This is a genomic window from Nocardia sp. NPDC102475 (genome assembly GCF_055584605.1).
This window is the reverse complement of record NZ_JBVJLS010000009.1, coordinates 153,424-173,401: the sequence shown is the minus strand read 5'-3', so window position 1 is coordinate 173,401 and position 19,978 is coordinate 153,424. Positions and strand designations below refer to the sequence as shown.

Here is a 19,978-nt window from a genome sequence, read left to right as displayed (position 1 = left end):
AGCCAGCGCAACGTCCAACCGTACACCAATACGCAAGGTGGTGTCAAAGTACCACCCGAACAAGCCTCCGTGTGGCGGCGCGCCGTGACCGTTATGGCCGCATTCCGTGCCCGAATCGCTGGCTGCGTCGGGAGCCCACGGGGCGCGAGAAGCCACTGTCACAGCTGCCGCTGTTGTGAATAGCGTGACGTGTCCGGCGAAACTCGTCAAGTGGCGGGCCCGACCCGATGATCAGCCAGATCCCCTGCCCCGCTGGGCTTATGCCGCCGAAATCACTGGTCGACGATGGCCGCGGCCAGCCACTTGCCGTCCACCTTCTGCATTTTCAGCACGATCGGGCCGGAGGCACTCTGCTGGGCGACGCCGTTCTTGTTCGCGCTGACCACGAAGTTCACCAGCAGCTCGGCCCTGTCCCGGGTGAGCAAGGTGACCCCGATCGGGTCGGCGAGGGCATCGGCGCTGGTCTGCGCCTGTTTGAGGGCGGCGAGATTGGTATCGGCGTACTTGTCGAAATCGGCGAGCATCTGCCCGGTGACGACACCGTGCACCGCATCCTTGTAGCCGTCGAGCTTGTTCACGTCATAGGCGTAGATGGTCTTCAACGCGTGCGAGGCGGCCGCGGTCACCTCTTCGGTGGCCTTGGTGTCCACGTAGGCCTCGTTGGAATCGTCGATGCCGGGACGCAACGCCGCGACCGCGGCGAAGGCCCCCAGCAGCACAGCGACGAGGACAAGGGCCGCGACCACGCCCCACCCCGCGCCCGGACGCAGCCGCTGCGACCACGGCCGCGACGGCTCCGCGGGCTGCGGAGCCGGACGGACCGGCTCCGCGCTACCGGCGACCTTCGTCCGGCGCTTCGTGGTTGCTTCGTCGGCCGTGCGGTTGCTGCGGCGTGCGGTGACAGCACCGGTGTTCGCCGCGCGGCCGACGGTGGGACGGTTGCGGGGAGTGACCCGATTGACTGGTCGACGAGATGCCATGACGGGTTCTCCTACGATCCGGGCTTGGGCGCGGGCGTCGCACCGGGCTGTGCGGCAGTCGGCTGATTCAGCGGGATCGGCTGACTCAACGGACTCGCCTTCTCGGCCTTCCAGACCTCACCCTGCTTGACCAGATCAAGGGCCCAGGTCTGACGGTAGGAGTACGGCGCGACATCCGGGACGGTCCTGGTGGTCTGCAGCACGATGAGCGCGGAGGCGTGGTCGCGCTCGGAGTTCAGCGCGGTCAGCGAGGAGCCGACGACCTTGGACTCCAGCCTGGTCTTGGCCTGCGTCGCCTGCTCGCGGAACTGCTGCTGGGTCTTGGTGGCATCGTCGAGCAGCGATCCGGTCATCGACGACTGGATCAGCTTGATCGAACCGTCGACATCATTGGGATCCAGCGACATCAGGTTGATCGCGGCCTGCCTGGCATCGGCGAGCGCGGTATCGCGCGCCTCGACGCGCGGACCGTCGGTGAAGAAGGCCGCGCGCACCCAGCCGGTGCCGAACCAGACCGCGGCGACCAACGCGACAACCAGCGCGGCGACCGCGACCGTGGTGACCGCGAGCCGGCCGCGGGGCGCGTCCGCGGACGCGACCGCCGGGCGCACGGGATCCGATGCCGTCGCGTCATGCGCTGCGGCATCAGCTTCCGTGGAATCGGAGCCGGTTACCGCCGACGTTTCCTTGGACATGTCGATGCTCACAGCGAGACACCCTAACTATTGTTACTGCGGCGTAGCCGCGTAGGTCCTGTTCACCGCTTGGGCGTGACCCCCAACAGGGTGGCCATCTGTACGGCGATCGGGTTCAGATTCAGCTTCTCGGGATCGGTCTTGGGGTTGGCATCCCAGGGCTGCACAATGCTCGGGTCCGCCAGATCGGCGCGCATTCCGCCGCGTACCGCGGTCGGATTACCGAACGGCACAGTGCATTTCGCGTCCTTGTTGAACGGGAACTCGTCGCGGGTGTCGTCGAAGTCCGGATTCTCCCGCTTCATCTGGTCGAGGATCGCCTTGGTGCCCTCGTAGCCCTGGGTGCACGCGGGCGGGTTGTTCGCCTCTAGCACCAGGCCGAAGTGGCTGGTGCCGTCGCCGGGCGCGGTGGACGACGCGCCGATGGACAGCCCCGGCAACATCTGCAGCAACGGACGCAGCGCGTAGAACTTCGGCGAGATGGTCAGCAGCAGCTGACGCAGGTTGGTCAGATCCTCGGTGAGCGCGCCGCCGCTCTCATTCAGCAGCGCGGTGATCTGCTGGCCGGCATCGGTGCCGGTGCCGATGAGCCGCCGGATATCCGGATCGCTCGAGCGCAGTTGAGCAGTGAGTTCGTCGAGGCCCTGGCTGAACTGCCGGATGTAGCCCGACTGCTCGGCCTGGGTGCCCAGTGCGATCCGGCCGTCGCGGATCAATTGGATCGTCTGCGGCAGGCTGTCGTTGAACGTGGCGGTGAACTTGTTCAGCGAATCGACGAAGACCTTGAGGTCGTCGCCCTTGCCGTCGAAAGCCTTGCCGAGTTCGGTGACGGTGGTGTTCAGCGCGGTGAGATCGACCGAACGAGTGAAGGTGTCCACGCTCTGGACCAGCTGCTCGACGGAAATCGGGATCGTCGCCGAGGTGATGACCGAACCATCGCGCAGATACGGGCCCTTATCGGAATCGGGCTGCAGATCGACGTACTGCTCACCGATGGCCGAACGGTTGGCGATCACCGCCTTGGCCGACTCCGGAATCTTCGGCGCACTCGAATCGAGCACCAGGCCGATAGCCACACCCTTGTCGGTGAGTTCGAGATTGCCGACCCGGCCGACCGGGACGCCGCGATAGGTCACCTCGGCGCCTTTGTAGATGCCGCCGGTCTGCTTGGCGTCGACCTTCACGTTGTACTCGCCGATGCCGAGCATGTGATCGAGCCGAACGTATTTGGCGCCGACGAAGACCACGCCGAGCACCGCGATCACGGCGAACGCGACCAACTGGTAGCGCACCAGACGGGTCATCGCTGACCACCTCCGATCTGGTCGAGAATCGCCCCGAGCGGATTGGCGGGCAGCTGTGGCAGGCCGGCGGGGTAGCGCGGAATATTGGGCGGCAGCGGCAGCAGCGATACCGTCGGCCAACCCGGGCGCGGACCATTGCCGCCGTAGTACGGGTTGGTCGGGTTCACCGGCACCTCGGGGCCGTAGGGCGGCGGGATGTACACCGGATCCCCCTTGCCGACACCGAGGTTGCTGAGCGTGACGCCGATCTGCTGATCCACCGAGAGCCAGGTATTCACCTGACCACCGAAGGTGCCCTCCAGCGTCGAATCCGGGAACGGATAGGTCGGTATCAGCGGCAGCGCGGTAACCAGATCCGGTGCGGCCTTGCCGAGTTCCTGCAGCGTCGGACGCAGCGAGGTCAGATCCTTGATCAGATCGTCCTTCGAGTGGTTCAACACGTCGAAACCGGCCTGACCCACCCGATCCAGCTGCTGCAACAGCGAAATCAGTTGTGGCCGTTGCTCGTTCAAAATCTTGATGCCCCGCGGCAGCTCATCGATGATCTTGCTGATCTGATCGGTCTGGGTGCTCACCCGACCGCTCAGCGTGGCGAGTCCGTCGATGGCCCTTGTGATGTCGTCGACCTGCTCGTTCAGCCCGCCGATCAGGGTGTTGGCCTGATCCAGCAGCGAGCGCACCCGCTCCTCGCGGCCGCCGAGCGTCTTGTTCAGCTCCGTGACGATGGGCTGCAGTTGCGCGACGCCGCCACCGTTGAGCAGCAACGACAGCGCACCGAGCACTTGCTCGATCTCGGTCGCGTGCCGGGTGTGGTCGGCCGGGATGACCGAACCATTGGCGAGCTTCTTGCTGTCGGGTTCCTCGGCCGGCTTGGACAGTTCGATGAACTTCTCGCCGAGCAGATTCGACTGCCGCACCTCGGCCCGCGCATTGGTGGGCAGGTCGACCGAGGAGTTCACCAGCGCGCGCACGCTGGCCGTCCAGCCGTCCGGAGCCAGGGCGATTTTCTCGACGCGACCGACCGGCACGCCCTCGACCTTGACCGCGGACTGCGGCACCAGATCGAGCACATCGTCGAACCGGATATCGATGGTCATCGGATGGTCGCCGACATCGGCGCCGCCGGGCAGCGGCACCGCGTAGATCCCCTCGGACGAGCACGAAGTCACCAGGACCGTGCTCATGCCCACCACCAGCACCGCGCCGGCCACGGAACGGATTCGCTTGTTCATCGCTGGCCACCTCCCTGCGAGGGCGGAAGTTGATCGGACGGTGTGCCGGGAACCGTGCCCGGCACCGGGTCGCGCTGCTGGTTGTCATTGCTGAGGATGCCGAACGGCAAGATCAGCGTGGGCGTCTTCACACCGGCGGTGATCTGATCGGTGATCTCCTTGCAGTGATCCAGAATCGGGCGCATCTGCTTGCCGATCGCCTCGAACTTCGGATCACCCGGCATCAACTTGCTCAGATCCAGCATCTTGCACACCGCACCGAACGGATCCTGCAGATCGGTGAAGTTGGCGCGCATGTCGAGGGTGCCGGATTCGGCATTGTGGATATTGATCAGATTGCTCAGCGCCAGCGGCAGCACCGGCAGTGCCGCGGCCAGATCGTCGCGCTGCTTGGCCAGCGTCGCGGTGAGCGTGATCAGGCCCTGGGCATTCTGCTGGATCAGATCGCGGTTCTCGTCGATGAAGCGGGCGACATCGCCGAGCGCGACCGACAGCAGGTTCAGCGCCGCGCCGAGATCCTGACGTTCCCCCGCGAGGAAGGTCGACAGATCCGCGAGCTGAGCATTGAATTGCCGCACCTGCTGGTCGTTCTGGGCCAGCATGGTGACAAAGGTCTGCAGATTCTTGACGGTGTCGAAGATATCGCCGCGGGCATCGCCGAGGTACCGCGCCGCACGCGAGAGCTGAGTGATGCTGTTGGCCAACGCCTCTCCGTTGCCCGCCAGATTCGCGGCCGAAGTGCGTACCAGTTGGTTCACCGCGCCCTGGGCGTTGGCGCCGTTGGGGCCCAACGCATCCGAGAGTTCGGTGATGCTCTTGTACAGCTGATCGACCTCGACCGGGGTGACCGTGCGATCGCGCGGAATGGTCGCGTTGCGCGCCATTTTCGGTCCGCTGGTGTAGGCCGGGGTCAGCTGGATGTAGCGGTCGGACACGATCGACGGCGTGATCTGCGCGGCCTTGGCATCGGCGGGCACGTCGATGCTGCGGTCGACGCTCATCACCACCTTGACCTGCTCGCCTTGCGGCTCGACGGAATCCACCTTGCCCACCGGCACACCGAGGATGCGCACATCCGAACCCTCGTAGATGCCGACGGAGCGGTCGAAGTACGCGGTGATCTTGGTCGTAGTCATCCGGTCGAAGACCCACCAGAGGGCACCGGCCAAGACCAGCGCCGCGATCACGCCGATCGCGATCGTCGCCTTGGTGCCGCGACGCGAGGTCCGCAGCGCGGTGAGCGGCTCCTTACGAGGCCAGTTCACCCCCATGTCAGTTACCTCCCATGGTGCGCACCGGCGGCCGATCGCCCGGAATCTCCGGCAGACCGGGCGGGAGCAGGTTCACGATCACCGCGTCGAACCAGCGACCGGTACCGAGCACATTGGCGTAGAGGCCGTAGAACGGCGCCGCGAGTTCCAGCGTCTTGGAAATGTTCTGCTGATTCTTGTTCAGCAGGTCGATGGAGGCCGCGAGGTTGGTCAATGCCGGACCCATCTGCTTCTCGTTGTCGGCGACCAGCGCACTGAGTTCGGCCGACACTGTCTTGGCGCCGGTGAGCAATTGCGCGATGGACTGCTGGCGAATGTTCAACTCGGCCAGCAACTGCCCGCCGTTGGCCAGCAGGCGCTCGAACTGCTGATTGCGGTCGGCGAGCACACCGGTGGTCTGCCTGGTCGCCGCGAACAGCTTCTTGAGCTCCTCATCGCGCTTGCCGAGGGTTTCCGAGAGCCGGGCGACGCCGTCGATGGAGTTGCGGATCTCCGGCGGGGTGGTCTCGAACGCCTCCGAGAGCACCCGCATGCTGGTGGCCAGCTGCGCGGTGTCGATCTGGTCGATGTTCTTGGCCGCATCGCTGAACGCGTCCACCACGTCGTACGGAGATACCGTGCGCGACAACGGAATCACCTTGCTCGGATCAGCGGGCTCGGAGCCCTTCGGATCCAGCGCCAGGTACTTCTGGCCGAGCACGGTCTTGATCTGGATGGAGGCGGTGGTCTCGTTGCCGACCCACGCGTCCTGGGTGCGGAAGTCGACGAGCACCTTATTGCCGTCGAGCCGGACATCCGATACCGCACCGACCTTCACACCCGCGATGCGAACCTCATTGCCCTTCTTGAGACCCGCGGCCTCGGAGAACTGCGCGGTGTACTTGGTGCCCGCGCCGATGATCGGCAACTTGTCCAGGAAGAACGCGGAGATCGTCACGAGCAGCACCATGGCCAGGCCGAGCACACCCAGGAACGCGGGGCTGCGCTTGCCGAGCAGGATCCGGTCGTCCATCAGTGACCACCCTTCCCCTGGCAGCGCGGCGCGGCATTGGTGTAGAGCGGCTGGTTGACCGTCGGCAACCCGGCGGGGAGGTTGAGCTGCGGTGCATCCACCGCGCCCGGTCCGATCACGATGTCGATACCGCACAGATAGAACTGGAACCAGGAGCCGTAACTGCCGGCGCGGCCCAGCTTCTCCATCTTGATCGGCAGATTCGTCAGCGCCGTATTCACGTCGTCCTTGCGCTCGTCGAGAGTGCCGGTGAGCTGGCTGAGCCCGGCGATCGAACCCTGCAGCGTCGGGCGGGTCGGCACCAGCAGATCCGCGGTGGCCGAGGCCAGATTGGCGAGCGAGGTGACCGAGCTGCCGATGGTGTCACGTTCGGCGGCCAGCCCGCTGACCAGTGCCTCGGTATTGACGATCAGCTGATCGAACTGGCCCTCGCGTTCGTTGACCGCATTGAGCACGGCCGTCAGGTTGCGCACCAGATCACCGATGACCGCGTCCTTGTCGGCGATCTTGTTCGTCAGGTTCGCGGTAGTCGCCACCAGATCGTGGATGGTGCCCTGCTCCCCCTGGAAGACCTGGATGATCTCGTAGGACAGCTTGTTCACGTCATCGGCGGTCAGTGTCTGGAACAGCGGACGGAAGCCGTTGAACAGTGTGGTCAGGTTCAGTGCGGGCCTGGTGTGCTCGAGCCCGATGGTCGCACCCTTGTTGAGTTTGCGGCCCTGCTCGCCCGTGCCCTGTTCGAGCGCGATATAGCGCTGGCCGACCAGGTTGCGGTACTTGATGGTCGCCGTCGTGGACGCGGGCAGCCAATCGCGGTCGGTCAGTTCGAATCCGACCTCGGCCTGGCGCTTGTCCACGATCTTGACGCTGGTGACCTTGCCGACCCGGACACCGGCGATGCGCACCTCGTCACCTTTATTGAGCGAGGTGACATCGGAGAAGCGCGCCTTGAACGCGGTGCCGCCGCCGGTGTAGTTAGCGATCGAGAGCCCGAGGATCGTCGTCGCCAACAGCGTGACGACGATGAAGATGATGAGTTTGGTCAGCGGCCCGCCGAGGCCGCGCATCGTTTCCTTCATCGCACGCTCACCTCGCTGCCACGGAATGCGGGTGCACCGATCCTGGTGACCCAGCTGGGCACCTGGTCGGGCGAAACACCGTTCGCCGCACCGTAGATCGTGCCGAGCGTCTGCTGTTCGGCGGGCGAACCGGCCGTGGTCGGCACATTCGCGGCCGGGTACATGCCGAACTGCGGCACCGGTAGCTTGCCGCTGTCCTGGTCACCCGGATTGCGGCTCGGCACCTGGTAGGAACCATCGTTGATCGGTCCGCCGGTGTACTGACCCGGATCGGTGAAGACCGGGTATTCCGGCAGGCACCAAGGCCCGCGGGTGTCCAGCCAGCGCGGCTCGTCCTGGTTGGGCAGGTACTTGCCGCGGGTGTTGGTCAGCTCGATGCTGACTCGCGAGCCGGGCCGCTTGGTGCCCATACCCATGAGCTGGTCGATGCGCGGCTTCATCTTGGCGAAGTTCGCTATTGCGCAGGTGTAGGTCGGCGAGTAGGTCGCCAGCTGTTCCAGCGCGGGCCGCGAGTCGGCGGCCACATCGATGATGTTGTCGCGGTTGGCGATCAGGAAGTCCGCGGTGGTGGCCGCGGTCGGATTCAGCGTGGCCAGCAGGGTATCGATCTGCGGGCGGCGCTGCACGATGGTCGCGTTGGTGGTGCGCAGGTTGTCGAATGCGTCGACCAGCTGCGGCAGCGCATCGGAATAGGTGGCGGCCACATCGGCGAAGCTCACCAGATCCTGCTTGAGATCCGGCATGACCCCATTGACCTCACGGAAGATATGATCCAACTTCTCCACCGTCTCACCGAGCGCCAGACCCTGACCCGAAAGCGCTTGGGACAGTGCGCCGAGCGTCGAGGCGAGATCCTGCGGCGGAATCGCCTGCAGCAGTGGCAGCACATCGTCGAGCAGCTTGCTGATCTCGATGGCATTGCCGCTGGTGTCCTGATGCAGGGTCACGCCCTCGGTCAGGTGCTGCTTACTCGGCTCGTCCGGGATGACCAGATCGACATATCGCTCGCCGAACAGCGTCTTCGGCAGCAGCCGGGCCGTCGCATTGACCGGAATCTGCTCGGCCTTACCGGGATCGATCGCGAGGTCGAGGGTCACCTTGCCGCCCTCGGACCGGCTGGACCTGACCTCGCCGACATTGACGCCGCGCACCTTCACATCGGCATTGCGGGTCAACGCATTTCCCACGCTGTCGGTGATCAGTTCGACCCGGACGGTATCGACGAACGCCTTGTTGTAGATCGCGACCGTGGTGACCAGGAATAGTGCGCAGACCACGAAGAATGCGATACCGAGCAGCCGGACACGCAATTTCTCCGTCGCGCGCAACATCTGCACGCGATTACTCATGACGGCACCTCACTGCCGCTCCCAATTCGATGATCCGCGCGCTCATCCGGCAACCCGCACTGTCGTAGTAGTTCCCCAGATTGCGAGGCTCAGGAAGAAATCGAGCACATTCACGAGCACGATCGCCGCGCGCACCGCGCGACCCACCGCGACGCCGACACCGGCCGGTCCGCCGGTGGCATTGAAGCCGTAATAGCAATGCACCATGATGATTACGAATGCGAAGACCAATACTTTGACGAATGAATACAAGACGTCTTCTGGTGGCAGGAACAGACCGAAATAGTGGTCGTAGGAACCACTGGATTGTCCGTTGAACCAGATGCTGATCATTCGCGACGCCAGGAATGTGCCCAGCAGGCCCACGATGTAGAGCGGGATGACCGCGAGGAAGCCCGCGATCACCCGGGTGGTGACCAGGAACGGCACACCCGGCACCGCCATCACCTCCAGCGCATCGATCTCCTCGGAGATCCGCATCGCGCCCAGCTGGGCGGTGAAACCACAACCCACCGTTGCCGATAGCGCGAGCGCCGCGACCAGCGGCGCGATCTCGCGGGTGTTGATGTACGCGGTAAGGAAGCCGGTCAGCACCGAGCTGCCGAGCGAATCCAACGCCTTGAAGCCCTGCAGGCCGACGACGACGCCGACCGAGCCGGACATGAACACGATGACACCGATGGTGCCGCCGATGACAGCCAGCGCACCACTGCCGAAGGTCACCTCGGCGAGCAGCCGCATGACCTCCTTGCGGTAGTGCACCGCGGTGCGCGGTATCCAGGCGATGGCCTTGGAATAGAACGACATCTGATCGCCGGCGCGATCGATGACATTCACCGGCATGCGCGCGATCTCACGGACCCGGCGGGCGGATTTCGCCAGGACCGGGGGACGGTACGAGGTAGCCACGGGTCAGGCGCCCTTGGCGGGGACGACCTGCAAATACACCAGTGTCAGGATCAAGTTCACGAAGAACAGAACCATGAAGGTGATAACCACGGATTGGTTCACCGCGTCTCCGACTCCTTTCGGGCCCCCTTTGGGATGCAACCCCTTGTACGCGGCGATCACGCCTGCGATCAGACCGAATACCAAGGCCTTGATCTCGCCGATCCACAGGTCCGGCAGTTGGGCCAGCGCGGAGAACGAAGCGAGGTAGGCGCCGGGCGTACCGCCCTGCAACCCGACATTGAAGAAATAGCCGCCGGCGATGCCGACCACCGATACCAGTCCGTTGAGCAGCAGCGCGACCAGCATCATGCCGAGTACGCGCGGCACCACGAGCTTCTGTACCGGATCGACGCCGAGCACCTCGAGTGCGTCGATCTCCTCACGGATGGTGCGCGAGCCGAGATCAGCGGCTACCGCCGATCCGGCCGCGCCCGCGATGATCAACGCGGTGACAACGGGGGCGGCCTGCTGGACAGTAGCCAGGACGCTGGTTGCGCCGGTAAACGATTCGGCGCCTAGTTGTTTGATCAAAGAGCCGGTCTGCAGCGCGACAACCGCACCGAACGGGATGGCAACCAGTGCGCTCGGCAAGATCGAGACACTCGCGATGAACCACGACTGCTCGATGAATTCGCGCAACTGGAAAGGCCGTTTGAACGTCTTACGCATAACGTCGATGAACAGCGCAAAGATGTTGCCGGCCTGGCCAAACCCCGACTCCATTGGAGTCCGCAATCGCGCCAGGGTGGAATTCACGATCGCAGATGTTACCCGTTAGTTGTGTTGTGGCGCACGGTAGTGTCGAATGACCCACCCTCGTATCCGCCCAGCTCCCCATTCTGGTACGCCATCACCTGCGTATCGTCGCTCTGCTCGAGTGACTCACGGATAGCCGCCTGGGCCGCGTGCGGCAGGGTGTGCATGATTTCGCGGACGCGCGCCTGACGGCGAAGCACGCCCTGGCGCACCGGCATACCTGGCGTGGCCCGCATCTGCGGGATGATGCCCTCGACCTCTTCGGCGCCACCATGGTGGTGCCCGGCGTCGACGAGGGCCTGCTCGCGCGCCATCTGCGCCTCGTCCTTCTCCTCCGACATACCGATCGGACCGATCATGCGACCGTTGAGGAACTGCTTGACCACCGGCTCCTCCGAGGTCAACAACACCTCACGCGGACCGAACATCACCAGCGAACGCCGGAACAGCATCCCGATGTTGTCGGGCACCGTGCGCGCCAGGTTGATGTTGTGAGTCACGATCAGGATCGTCGCGTCGATCTGAGCGTTGATATCGATCAACAGCTGCGACAGATACGAGGTACGCACCGGGTCCAGACCCGAGTCGGGCTCGTCGACCAGGATGATCTGCGGATCCAACACCAGGGCACGCGCCAGACCGGCGCGCTTGCGCATACCACCGGAGATCTCACCGGGCAGCTTGTTCTCCGCGCCGAGCAGACCGGTCAGCTCGAGCTTCTCCATCACGATCTTCTTGATGTCGGACTCGGACTTCTTGGTGTGCTCACGCAACGGGAACGCGACGTTGTCGAACAGGTTCATCGACCCGAACAGCGCGCCGTCCTGGAACAGCACACCGAACAGCTTGCGGATTTCGTAGAGCTCCTTATTGGAGCAGGTGGTGATATCGGTGCCGTCGATGAAGATCGAACCGCGCTCCGGACGCAGCAGACCGATCAGCGACTTCAGAAAGACGGATTTACCGGTACCCGAGGGGCCGAGCAGCGCGCTGACCTCACCCGAGGGCAGCGTCAGTGAGACGTCCTGCCAAATTCGCTGTGAACCGAAGGATTTGGTAACACCCTCGGTCCTGACCTCGACGCCCACGCCAACCTCCACAAATTCTCAGCGAGCCACCCACCGGCGAACCGCGCTATTCGGTATCACGGTGTGTCGCATCACAGTGGGTGCGGTCACTGTAACCCATGAGCATGACGCGGCACACCCTTACCTGACCGAAGAGTAACCCCGAATCACTCGCAATATTCGCATTACCGTCGCACGCGTCATGACAACGCAAACGGGCGGCCCCAATGGGGACCGCCCGTTCGGCGAGTTACTCGCGAATTACTTCACGGAGACCTTGGCGCCGGCCTCTTCCAGCTTCGCCTTGGCAGCCTCGGCGGCATCCTTGGCGACCTTCTCCAGGATCGGCTTCGGGGCGCTCTCGACGAGGTCCTTGGCCTCCTTCAGGCCCAGGCCCGAGACGATCTCACGGACCACCTTGATGACCTGGATCTTCTTGTCGCCGGCACCCTCGAGGACGACGTCGAACTCGTCCTGCTCCTCGGCGGCCTCGGCCGGAGCGGCAGCGCCACCGACGGCGGCGACGGCGACCGGAGCAGCCGCGGTGACCTCGAACTTCTCCTCGAACTTCTTGACGAAGTCCGACAGCTCGAGCAGGGTCATGTTGCCGAAGGTCTCGAGCAGTTCGTCAACGTTGGCCATTGTTGTTTCCTTTCGGTAGTTGATTGTCTATGTGGGCGAAGCGCACGCGATCCACCCGCATGGGGTGTTACTCGGCGGCAGCTCCGCCTTCTTCGGCCTGCTTCTTCTCCTGCAGCGCGGCGGCCAGGCGGGCCACCTGCGAAGCGGGAGCGTTGAACAGACCGGCAGCCTTCGCCAGGTTGCCCTTCATCGCGCCGGCCAGCTTGGCCAGCAGCACCTCGCGGGACTCCAGGTCGGCGATCTTCTCGACCTCGGCAACGGACAGCGCGGCGCCGTCCATGTACCCGCCCTTGATGATGAGCGCCTTGTTGTCCTTGGCGAAGGTCTTGATGGCCTTCGCTGCGTCGACCGGCTCGCCCTTGATGAAGGCGATGGCGGTCGGTCCGACGAACAAGTCGTCCAGGCCAACGACGCCCGCTTCCGCAGCCGCCCGCTTGACCAGGGTGTTCTTGGCGACGGAGTAGGTAGCGCCTTCGCCGAGCGCGCGACGCAGATCGGTGAGCTTACCGACCGACAGACCACGGTATTCCGTGATGACGGTGGCCGACGAGCTCTTGAACTGCTCCGTGATCTCCTCGACCGCGGTGACCTTCTCGGGTTTTGCCATACTTCGCCTCCTCTCTGGATGTCGGTTCGTATTCGAACTGCCGAGTACCAGGGGCCGGCGATAAAGCAAACGCCCCGAACGCAGAGCGTTCCGGGGCGCAATAGGTGATCGACCCAGGCAGTGCCCAGATCGAATCCCAGCCTCGGTCCTCCCTGCGTGGGCCGCCGGCTCGATGCCGGACCTTCGACCACGCCCGAATGGGCGCAGCGACCAACGGTCTTCGGTAGAACGGATTGGGTAGTCATCGAACTCGTCGATTACTTCGATCCAGAGTAGCCGAACCCGCCCCCATCTGCCAAAACGGCTACGAACGGAACCCTTGCGCGCCCGAATTGTTGTGGCGCAGCTCACAATTCGGCCCAATATGTGTCGGACGTCGCCGCAATAAAGTGTTACCAAGAGTCACAGTTACTGTTTGACTAGCCAACTATGGCAACCTCCATAGTCGATCCACCGGTGCTGTTGGAACGACGCACCAGGCGCTTCATCGCTCTCGCCGTCATCTGTCTGGCGGAGCTGCTGGTCGTCCTCGACAACACCATCGTGAATGTGGCCCTGCCCTCCATCGGAGTGGAATTGGCCACCGGCGTCAGCGGCCTGCAATGGGTCGTCGACGCGTACACCCTGACCTTCGCCGGATTATTGCTGGCCTTCGGCAACCTCGGCGACCGCTACGGACGCCGCCGCGTCATGATGATCGGCCTGGTCGGCGTGGCCGTCATGTCGATCGGCGGGGCGCTCGCGGAATCCATGGGCAGTGTCATCGCCGCCCGCGCCGCGATGGGAGTCTTCGCCGCGGCCGTCTTCCCCGCGACGCTGGCGCTGATCATCAATATCTTCACCGATAAGCGCGAGCGCGCACTCGCCATCGCCGCCTGGACGGCCATGGCCGGCTTCGCCATCGCGATCGGCCCGATCTCGGGCGGCTGGCTGCTGGAACACTTTTCGTGGCATTCGGTCTTCTGGATCAATGTGCCGGTGGCGCTGATCGCCCTGGCCGCCACCCTGATCTGGGTGCCCGAATCGCGATCCGCCCAGGTGGGGCGGCTCGATCTGCCGGGTATCGGATTGTCGGTCACCGGCATCACCGCACTGGTGTGGGCCATTATCGAAGCGCCGCGCCACGGCTGGCTTTCCACGACCACACTCGGCGTCGGCGCGCTCGGCGTCGCACTGCTCGCGGCGTTCATCACGTGGGAATTGCGTACCAGCGCACCGATTCTCGATATGCGGCTGTTCCGCAATCGCCGATTCTCCATGCCCGCCTTGGCGATTGCGGTCGGCTACTTCTCGATGTTCGGATTCCTGTTCCTTATTACTCAGTACTTCCAAGGGGTGCGGGAGTACACGCCGCTCGAATTCGGTATCGCCTCACTGCCGTTCGCGTTCTCGGTGGCGATCGGCGCACCGATCGCGACGCTCATGGCGACCCGCATCGGCACCACGCCGGTGATCGTATTCGGGTTGTTGCTCACCGGGGTCGGGCTGTATCTCGGCGGACAGGTCACGGTGGACAGCAGTTACGTCATCGGTGTGCTGCCGTCCATGGTGTCGATGGCGCTCGGTCTGGCCATCGTGCAGGGCCCGGCCACCGAATCGATCATGTCGGCACTGCCACTGGACGAAGCGGGCGCCGGATCGGCGGTCAACGACACCACCCGCGAGATCGGCGGCACCCTCGGCGTCGCGGTACTCGGCTCGATTGTGGCCTCGTACTACACGACTCGCATCGCCGCGCGCATCGATGCGGTGCCGAAGGGGCTGATGAGCGATAACGAGAAGAGCCTGGTGAAGGCCAGTCCGCTCAGTGTGCTCGAAATGCGCAAGCGCCCGCTGGCGCCGTTCTTCGAAAGCCAGCGCGAAAACCTCATCGTCGCAATGAAAACCGCGGCACTGCAGGGTTCCCACGCAGCATCACTGGTCGCCGCAGGCGCGGTCATGGTCTGCGCCGTAATCGTCGCCATCTTCCTCCCCTGGGCCCCACCGGAAGGCGAGTCCGTCCTCCTCGGCTGGCGCAAAACCGACTGACCGTCGAGGCGAGTCGAAAGGTGGTTCGGATGTGCTCCGGCAGCCACCTTTTGACTCGCCTCGGCGACGGTCAGATGTGCGCGGCCTGGCGGGCCAGGAGGGTGAGGGCCGTCAGGGCGCCGGTTCGGAATTCGGGGGTGGTGACCAGGCCGTTGGTGTCCATGGCATCGCGTGCTACGGGGAGGCGGGGACAGTTTGCCGGGTCGACCACCGCGCCGACGTAACCCAGGACCGTAGTCAGGGTCGCGGCCGCACCTTCGCCGCGGCCCTGGGCGGCGACATTGAGGAAGGCGGTCGGCTTTTCGTAGAGGTCGGCGGAGCCGACGGTCCAATCGAGCAGGTTCTTGAAGCTGCCCGGAAGGGTGCCCGCGTATTCGGGGGTGCAGAGCAGGACGGCGTCGGCGCGGGAAAGGTGTTCGCGCAGCGCGAGAACTGAGGGGTGGGCGGTCCCGTCGTCGTCCGGACTGAAGGCGGGGAGTTCGGAAAGCCCGTCGTACCAGAAGGTATCGATGCCCTCCGGCGCGATCGCCGCCACCGTGCGCAGTGCGGCGGTATTTGTCGAAGCACTGCGCGTGCTTCCGGAGATGAGCAGAACAGCGGTCACCTGAGGGGCAACGTCTCCGACAAGTCGATTAGTCCGGCGCGACCGTACGGAATCTATGTCAGCAGTTCCCAGTTCGCATGATCCGGGTTCGAAAGCACAAAGGGCGGGAACGCGATTCGCGTTCCCGCCCTTTGTGCTGGTACTCAGCGTCCGAAGAGGCGCCAATGCTCCGAAGAGCCGGGTGCTACTTACGCATCCTCGTCGAGGAGGTTGCGGGTGCGGTTCGGGTCCACCGGGATGCCCGGTCCGGTGTTCGTCGAGACCGTCACCTTTTTGACGTAGCGGCCCTTGGCGGTCGACGGCTTGGCACGCAGGATCTCGTCCAGCGCGGCGCCGTAGTTCTCCACCAGCTTGGCATCGTCGAAGGATGCCTTGCCGATGACGAAGTGCAGGTTGGCCTGCTTGTCGACGCGGAAGTTGATCTTGCCGCCCTTGATGTCGTTGACAGCCTTGGTCACATCGTTGGTCACCGTGCCGGTCTTCGGGTTCGGCATCAGGCCGCGCGGGCCCAGGACACGCGCGATCCGGCCAACCTTGGCCATCTGGTCCGGGGTGGCGATCGCGGCGTCGAAGTCCAGCCAGCCGCCCTGGATCCGCTCGATCAGATCCTCGGCGCCGACGGCGTCCGCACCGGCGGCCTCGGCCTCGGCGGCCTTCTCACCGGCCGCGAACACGATGACGCGGGCGGTCTTACCGGTGCCGTGCGGCAGGTTGACCGTGCCGCGGACCATCTGGTCGGCCTTGCGGGGATCCACACCGAGACGAACGGCGACCTCGACGGTCGCGTCGGTCTTGGTGGTTGCGGTCTCCTTCGCCAGCCGCGCGGCGGCCAGCGGGGAGTAGAGCTGAGTGCGATCGACCTTCTCGGCCGCGGCGAGATACGCCTTGCTTCGTTTTGCCATGATTTTCTGTCCTTAGTGTGGTTCAGAAGTGGTTATCGGGTCTGGCCGACCCTCCCACCGGAATTTCGGAGCCGAAACTCACGCCTCGACGGTGATACCCATCGAACGCGCGGTGCCCGCGATGATCTTGGCCGCCTGGTCGATGTCCTTGGCGTTCAGATCTTCCTGCTTGGTCTTGGCGATCTCCCGGACCTGGTCCATGGTGACCTTCGCGACCTTGGTCTTGTGCGGCTCGGCCGAGCCCTTCTGCACACCGGCGGCCTTGAGCAGCAGCTTGGCGGCGGGCGGGGTCTTCAGCTTGAAGTCGAAGGACCGGTCCTCGTACACCGAGATCTCGACCGGAATGACGTTGCCACGCTGCGACTCGGTCGCGGCGTTGTACGCCTTGCAGAACTCCATGATGTTGACGCCGTGCTGACCGAGCGCGGGGCCGACCGGAGGGGCCGGGTTCGCCTGGCCGGCCTGGATCTGAAGCTTGATGATCCCGGCGAGCTTCTTCTTCTTGGGGGGCATCTTTCTTTCCTAGGGTTTTTGTGTCCTTGCTCTTTGCAAGATTCGGGGGTCCTAGATCTTCGCGACCTGGGTGAACGCCAGCTCGACCGGAGTCTCGCGACCGAAGATCGACACGAGCACCTTGAGCTTCTGCTGCTCGGCATTGACCTCGGAAATGCTGGCGGGCAGCGTCGCGAACGGGCCGTCCATCACGGTCACCGACTCGCCGACCTCGAAGTCGACCTCGATGACCGGCTTGGGCGCGATATCGGTGGAGGTCGACGCCGCGGCGGCGGCCTCGGCAGCGGGCTTCTTCTGCTGCTGCGCGGCCGGGACCAGGAACTTCACCACGTCGTCGATGGAAAGCGGCGACGGGCGCGAGGTGGCGCCGACGAAACCGGTGACACCGGGGGTGTTGCGCACCGCGCCCCACGACTCGTCGTTGAGTTCCATCCGGACCAGGATGTAACCGGGCAGCACCTTGCGGTTGACGTGCTTGCGCTGACCGTTCTTGATCTCGGTGACCTCTTCGGTCGGCACCTCGACCTGGAAGATGTATTCCTCGAGGTCCAGGTTCTGCACACGGGTCTCGAGGTTGGCCTTCACCTTGTTCTCGTAACCGGCGTACGAGTGAATTACGTACCAATCGCCGGGGGCCCGCCGCAGCGCGGCCTTCATCTCGGCAACCGGATCGGCGGGTTCGGCATCGACAGGAGCGGCCTCGACAACTTCGGCGTCAGCGGCGTCGGATTCGTCGACAACAGCTTCCTCGACGGCCGCGGACTCCTCGACGGTCTGCACCGCTTCGTCGACCGGGAACTCGTCGGTTGTGTCGTTCTCCGGGGTGCTCACTGGGGCACTCGCTTCCTGTGTCGTCACGTACATCCTTTGCGTACCGGGCGGGCGCGCTGTAACGCGCCGGCTCGGGGTCGGCTACCGGCGTCGGCGGCGATCAGCTAGCCGAACAGCCAGTTGACACCCTTGATGAACGCCAGATCCAACCCGCTGATGAACGCGACCATGAAGATCACGAACACCAGAACAACGCTCGTATAGGTGACCATCTGCTTCCGGTTGGGCCAGATCACCTTGCGCAGTTCCGCGACTACTTCGCGCAGGAACTTGATCAAACGCTTGAACGGGTTACCCGTCTTGCGTTCGGCCCGATCGGTCTTTTTGGCTGCCTTGCCCGATGTGGGCCGATCGATCGTGGCGACCGAGCCCGAATCGGCATCGCGACTGCGCCGCGCGGACCGCTTACCGCTCGGCCGAGCCACCGCGGCGGTGTCGTCGTCCTCGGCATGCGCGCCGTGGCGATTATCCCGCTCGTCGCTCACGCCGTCACCTCGCTACGCTCGGCGCCGCCGTGCGCGATGCGCGCTGTGCCAATGGCTCGCTCGCTACGCTCGCTCACGTCGATCCTTTCGTCGCTGGCATCCAGGGCAGGGGCGACAGGACTTGAACCTGCAACCTGCGGTTTTGGAGACCGCTGCTCTGCCAGTTGAGCTACGCCCCTTCGGTCGGACGATCCAGCTGTCCAACCACTGTTCTGTGTTCAGTTGTCGTTCTTCCATCTGGTGTCACACAACACGCGCGCCACTCCGGCAGTTGCCGGCCCCGTCGGCGAATCCTTGCGGACTCACCTGGAACCAGCCCTTGCAGAGCAGCGCGCAGCGGCTGGTGACCCCAGAAATCTGAGTGTACGTTACCGCCTGCGGCATATGCCAATCAGGGTCGCTCGACCAGGTCAGGCCAGTTGGACCGTCGCGGTGGCGCGTCCGAAGATCTTCCTGCCCGCCGACTTCGCCACGATGGCGACGACCGCGGTCCGGGTCTCCGAATCCACCGACTTCACCTTACCCGTGAACTCGACCTCCGCAGGCTCCTCGGAGCCGACGTAGACCGGGCTGGTGAAGCGGACGTTGTACTCCTTGACCGCGCCGGGATCGCCGAGCCAGGAGCTGACGAAACCGCCGCCGAGGCCCATGGTGAGCATGCCGTGCGCGACCACGTTGTCCAGACCGACCAGCTTGACGACCTCGTCACTCCAGTGGATCGGATTCGCGTCGCCGGAGACGCCCGCGTAGTTCACCAGATCGCCGCGGGTCAGCCGGACAGTGCGCGGGGGCAGCTCGTCGCCGACGGCGATGTGCTCGAAGTTGATCGCGTGCTTGCTCGGCACGATCGCAGGCACCACGGGCGCAGGCGCCGCGAGTGCATCGGTGGTGGCGCCGGTGCGCGGATGGTGGCTCGGCGCGTCCTCGTCGATGCCGTGCATGAGCACATTGCGGACCGCGCCCTGCAGATTCGGATCGATATCGCCGCCGCTGCGCCCGATCAGCGTGGTGTAGGTGGTGAGCACCACCTCGTTCTGCGCGGTGACGATGTTCTTGGTGACGATGATGTCGCCACCGAAGGCCTGCCGGAACGAGTGCAGATAGACATCGCAGACCAACTGGTCGCCGACCTTGATCGGCCGGTGGAATTCCAGGATCTGATCGGTCTGCATGATCTGGCTCAGGTCGTAGCCCGTGACGATCTGCTCGAAGAGTTTGCGCTGGGCCAGAATCCCGACCAGAGAGATGAAGGTGACCGGGGCGAGCAGGCTGTCGTAGCCGTACTCCTGCGCGGCGTCTTCATCCCAGTGCACCGGGTGGTAATCCTGCACGGCGCGGGCGTATTCACGCACCTTCTCGCGGCCGACCTCGTAGTAGTCGTCGACGCGGTAGTGATGACCGACCATCGCCGCGGCGTGTGCCGCGGGGTCGAGTTCTTCGTCCGCTGCGACCGCTTCGTCTGTACCGGTGTTGATTGTCACGGGAGGACTGTACCTATCTGACCCCGAGCCCCGGAGTCGACGGAGCGTTCACGACTGCGCCTCGCTAGCGCTCGGCTCCGTCGTGCCCGCTTGGCGGCTGTGTCGATCGGTTACTCGCTTCGCTCGCAACGCCCACCGCACTCGAGTCGTAAAACACGTCAGGGCCGGACATATGTCCGGCCCTCGCAA

20 protein-coding genes and 1 tRNA gene are annotated in these 19,978 nt (G+C 64.5%); 1 reads left to right on the top strand and 20 read right to left on the bottom strand.

The window, feature by feature from the left end; genetic code table 11:
• Nucleotides 1–272: 272 nt before the first annotated feature.
• From ACZ60G_RS18615 to rplJ, 13 genes are all read right to left on the bottom strand, one after another.
• A complete protein-coding gene (locus ACZ60G_RS18615; RefSeq protein WP_465811300.1) occupies nt 273–980 on the bottom strand; it encodes a hypothetical protein in 708 nt (235 codons plus the stop codon).
• A gap of 11 nt (nt 981–991) precedes the next feature.
• Nucleotides 992–1,687 carry a hypothetical protein gene (locus ACZ60G_RS18610; RefSeq protein ID WP_465811299.1) on the bottom strand — a complete coding sequence of 232 codons (696 nt, stop codon included), beginning with the start codon at nt 1,685–1,687 and terminating at the stop codon, nt 992–994.
• Between the two features lie 50 nt (nt 1,688–1,737).
• Nucleotides 1,738–2,979: an MCE family protein gene (locus ACZ60G_RS18605; RefSeq protein WP_465811298.1), complete on the bottom strand. Its 1,242-nt coding sequence runs from the start codon at nt 2,977–2,979 to the stop codon at nt 1,738–1,740.
• Entirely contained in the window at nt 2,976–4,211 is a 1,236-nt protein-coding gene (locus tag ACZ60G_RS18600; protein WP_465811297.1) for an MCE family protein, read from the bottom strand. The genes ACZ60G_RS18605 and ACZ60G_RS18600 overlap by 4 nt, the downstream gene beginning before the upstream one ends.
• Nucleotides 4,208–5,482, bottom strand: coding sequence for an MCE family protein (locus ACZ60G_RS18595; RefSeq protein WP_465811296.1), 1,275 nt, complete (start codon nt 5,480–5,482; stop codon nt 4,208–4,210). Before ACZ60G_RS18595 ends, ACZ60G_RS18600 begins: the two co-directional genes overlap by 4 nt.
• A gap of 1 nt (nt 5,483) precedes the next feature.
• A complete protein-coding gene (locus ACZ60G_RS18590; RefSeq protein WP_433524645.1) occupies nt 5,484–6,494 on the bottom strand; it encodes an MCE family protein in 1,011 nt (336 codons plus the stop codon).
• Entirely contained in the window at nt 6,494–7,561 is a 1,068-nt protein-coding gene (locus ACZ60G_RS18585) for an MCE family protein (protein WP_465811386.1), read from the bottom strand. Before ACZ60G_RS18585 ends, ACZ60G_RS18590 begins: the two co-directional genes overlap by 1 nt.
• Nucleotides 7,562–7,569: 8 nt before the next feature.
• Entirely contained in the window at nt 7,570–8,922 is a 1,353-nt protein-coding gene (locus tag ACZ60G_RS18580) for an MCE family protein (RefSeq protein WP_465811295.1), read from the bottom strand.
• 42 nt (nt 8,923–8,964) lie between these two features.
• Nucleotides 8,965–9,765, bottom strand: coding sequence for an MlaE family ABC transporter permease (locus tag ACZ60G_RS18575; RefSeq protein WP_433208158.1), 801 nt, complete (start codon nt 9,763–9,765; stop codon nt 8,965–8,967).
• Nucleotides 9,766–9,834: 69 nt separating this feature from the next.
• Nucleotides 9,835–10,596, bottom strand: coding sequence for an MlaE family ABC transporter permease (locus ACZ60G_RS18570; protein ID WP_063045457.1), 762 nt, complete (start codon nt 10,594–10,596; stop codon nt 9,835–9,837).
• A 44-nt stretch (nt 10,597–10,640) separates the two neighbouring features.
• A complete protein-coding gene (locus ACZ60G_RS18565; protein ID WP_465811294.1) occupies nt 10,641–11,717 on the bottom strand; it encodes an ABC transporter ATP-binding protein in 1,077 nt (358 codons plus the stop codon).
• A 240-nt stretch (nt 11,718–11,957) separates the two neighbouring features.
• Nucleotides 11,958–12,338: a 50S ribosomal protein L7/L12 gene (gene rplL / locus ACZ60G_RS18560; RefSeq protein WP_043698929.1), complete on the bottom strand. Its 381-nt coding sequence runs from the start codon at nt 12,336–12,338 to the stop codon at nt 11,958–11,960.
• Nucleotides 12,339–12,405: 67 nt separating this feature from the next.
• Nucleotides 12,406–12,945, bottom strand: coding sequence for a 50S ribosomal protein L10 (gene rplJ, locus ACZ60G_RS18555; RefSeq protein WP_364358575.1), 540 nt, complete (start codon nt 12,943–12,945; stop codon nt 12,406–12,408).
• A 429-nt stretch (nt 12,946–13,374) separates the two neighbouring features.
• Here rplJ and ACZ60G_RS18550 point away from each other — a divergent pair, with 429 nt between their 5' ends.
• Complete coding sequence (locus ACZ60G_RS18550; protein WP_465811293.1) at nt 13,375–14,973, top strand: MFS transporter; 1,599 nt, start codon at nt 13,375–13,377, stop codon at nt 14,971–14,973.
• Between the two features lie 70 nt (nt 14,974–15,043).
• Here ACZ60G_RS18550 and ACZ60G_RS18545 read toward each other — a convergent pair whose 3' ends face one another.
• The 7 genes from ACZ60G_RS18545 to ACZ60G_RS18515 all read right to left on the bottom strand — a co-directional run bounded on the left by ACZ60G_RS18545 (nt 15,044) and on the right by ACZ60G_RS18515 (nt 19,783).
• On the bottom strand, nt 15,044–15,577 hold the full coding sequence (locus ACZ60G_RS18545; protein ID WP_465811292.1) for an NADPH-dependent FMN reductase: 534 nt from the start codon (nt 15,575–15,577) through the stop codon (nt 15,044–15,046).
• A gap of 188 nt (nt 15,578–15,765) precedes the next feature.
• Nucleotides 15,766–16,479, bottom strand: a complete 714-nt coding sequence (gene rplA, locus ACZ60G_RS18540; protein ID WP_354960268.1) for a 50S ribosomal protein L1 — start codon at nt 16,477–16,479, stop codon at nt 15,766–15,768.
• Between the two features lie 78 nt (nt 16,480–16,557).
• On the bottom strand, nt 16,558–16,992 hold the full coding sequence (gene rplK, locus ACZ60G_RS18535) for a 50S ribosomal protein L11 (protein ID WP_062983809.1): 435 nt from the start codon (nt 16,990–16,992) through the stop codon (nt 16,558–16,560).
• 51 nt (nt 16,993–17,043) lie between these two features.
• Nucleotides 17,044–17,823, bottom strand: a complete 780-nt coding sequence (nusG, locus tag ACZ60G_RS18530) for a transcription termination/antitermination protein NusG (RefSeq protein WP_465811385.1) — start codon at nt 17,821–17,823, stop codon at nt 17,044–17,046.
• Between the two features lie 104 nt (nt 17,824–17,927).
• Entirely contained in the window at nt 17,928–18,308 is a 381-nt protein-coding gene (gene secE, locus ACZ60G_RS18525) for a preprotein translocase subunit SecE (protein WP_465811291.1), read from the bottom strand.
• A 106-nt stretch (nt 18,309–18,414) separates the two neighbouring features.
• Nucleotides 18,415–18,487 (bottom strand) — tRNA-Trp (locus tag ACZ60G_RS18520).
• Between the two features lie 231 nt (nt 18,488–18,718).
• Complete coding sequence (locus ACZ60G_RS18515) at nt 18,719–19,783, bottom strand: fused (3R)-hydroxyacyl-ACP dehydratase subunits HadA/HadB (protein ID WP_465811384.1); 1,065 nt, start codon at nt 19,781–19,783, stop codon at nt 18,719–18,721.
• Nucleotides 19,784–19,978 lie beyond the last annotated feature (195 nt).

Coding starts and splice junctions, on each gene's coding strand:
- ACZ60G_RS18615 (WP_465811300.1), bottom strand. CDS start 980: ATGGCATCTCGTCGACCAGTCAATCGGGTCACTCCCCGCAACCGTCCC.
- ACZ60G_RS18605 (WP_465811298.1), bottom strand. CDS start 2,979: ATGACCCGTCTGGTGCGCTACCAGTTGGTCGCGTTCGCCGTGATCGCG.
- ACZ60G_RS18600 (WP_465811297.1), bottom strand. CDS start 4,211: ATGAACAAGCGAATCCGTTCCGTGGCCGGCGCGGTGCTGGTGGTGGGC.
- ACZ60G_RS18595 (WP_465811296.1), bottom strand. CDS start 5,482: ATGGGGGTGAACTGGCCTCGTAAGGAGCCGCTCACCGCGCTGCGGACC.
- ACZ60G_RS18590 (WP_433524645.1), bottom strand. CDS start 6,494: ATGGACGACCGGATCCTGCTCGGCAAGCGCAGCCCCGCGTTCCTGGGT.
- ACZ60G_RS18585 (WP_465811386.1), bottom strand. CDS start 7,561: ATGCGCGGCCTCGGCGGGCCGCTGACCAAACTCATCATCTTCATCGTC.
- ACZ60G_RS18580 (WP_465811295.1), bottom strand. CDS start 8,922: ATGAGTAATCGCGTGCAGATGTTGCGCGCGACGGAGAAATTGCGTGTC.
- ACZ60G_RS18575 (WP_433208158.1), bottom strand. CDS start 9,765: ATGCCGGTGAATGTCATCGATCGCGCCGGCGATCAGATGTCGTTCTAT.
- ACZ60G_RS18570 (WP_063045457.1), bottom strand. CDS start 10,596: ATGGAGTCGGGGTTTGGCCAGGCCGGCAACATCTTTGCGCTGTTCATC.
- rplL (WP_043698929.1), bottom strand. CDS start 12,338: ATGGCCAACGTTGACGAACTGCTCGAGACCTTCGGCAACATGACCCTG.
- rplJ (WP_364358575.1), bottom strand. CDS start 12,945: ATGGCAAAACCCGAGAAGGTCACCGCGGTCGAGGAGATCACGGAGCAG.
- ACZ60G_RS18550 (WP_465811293.1), top strand. CDS start 13,375: ATGGCAACCTCCATAGTCGATCCACCGGTGCTGTTGGAACGACGCACC.
- rplA (WP_354960268.1), bottom strand. CDS start 16,479: ATGGCAAAACGAAGCAAGGCGTATCTCGCCGCGGCCGAGAAGGTCGAT.
- rplK (WP_062983809.1), bottom strand. CDS start 16,992: ATGCCCCCCAAGAAGAAGAAGCTCGCCGGGATCATCAAGCTTCAGATC.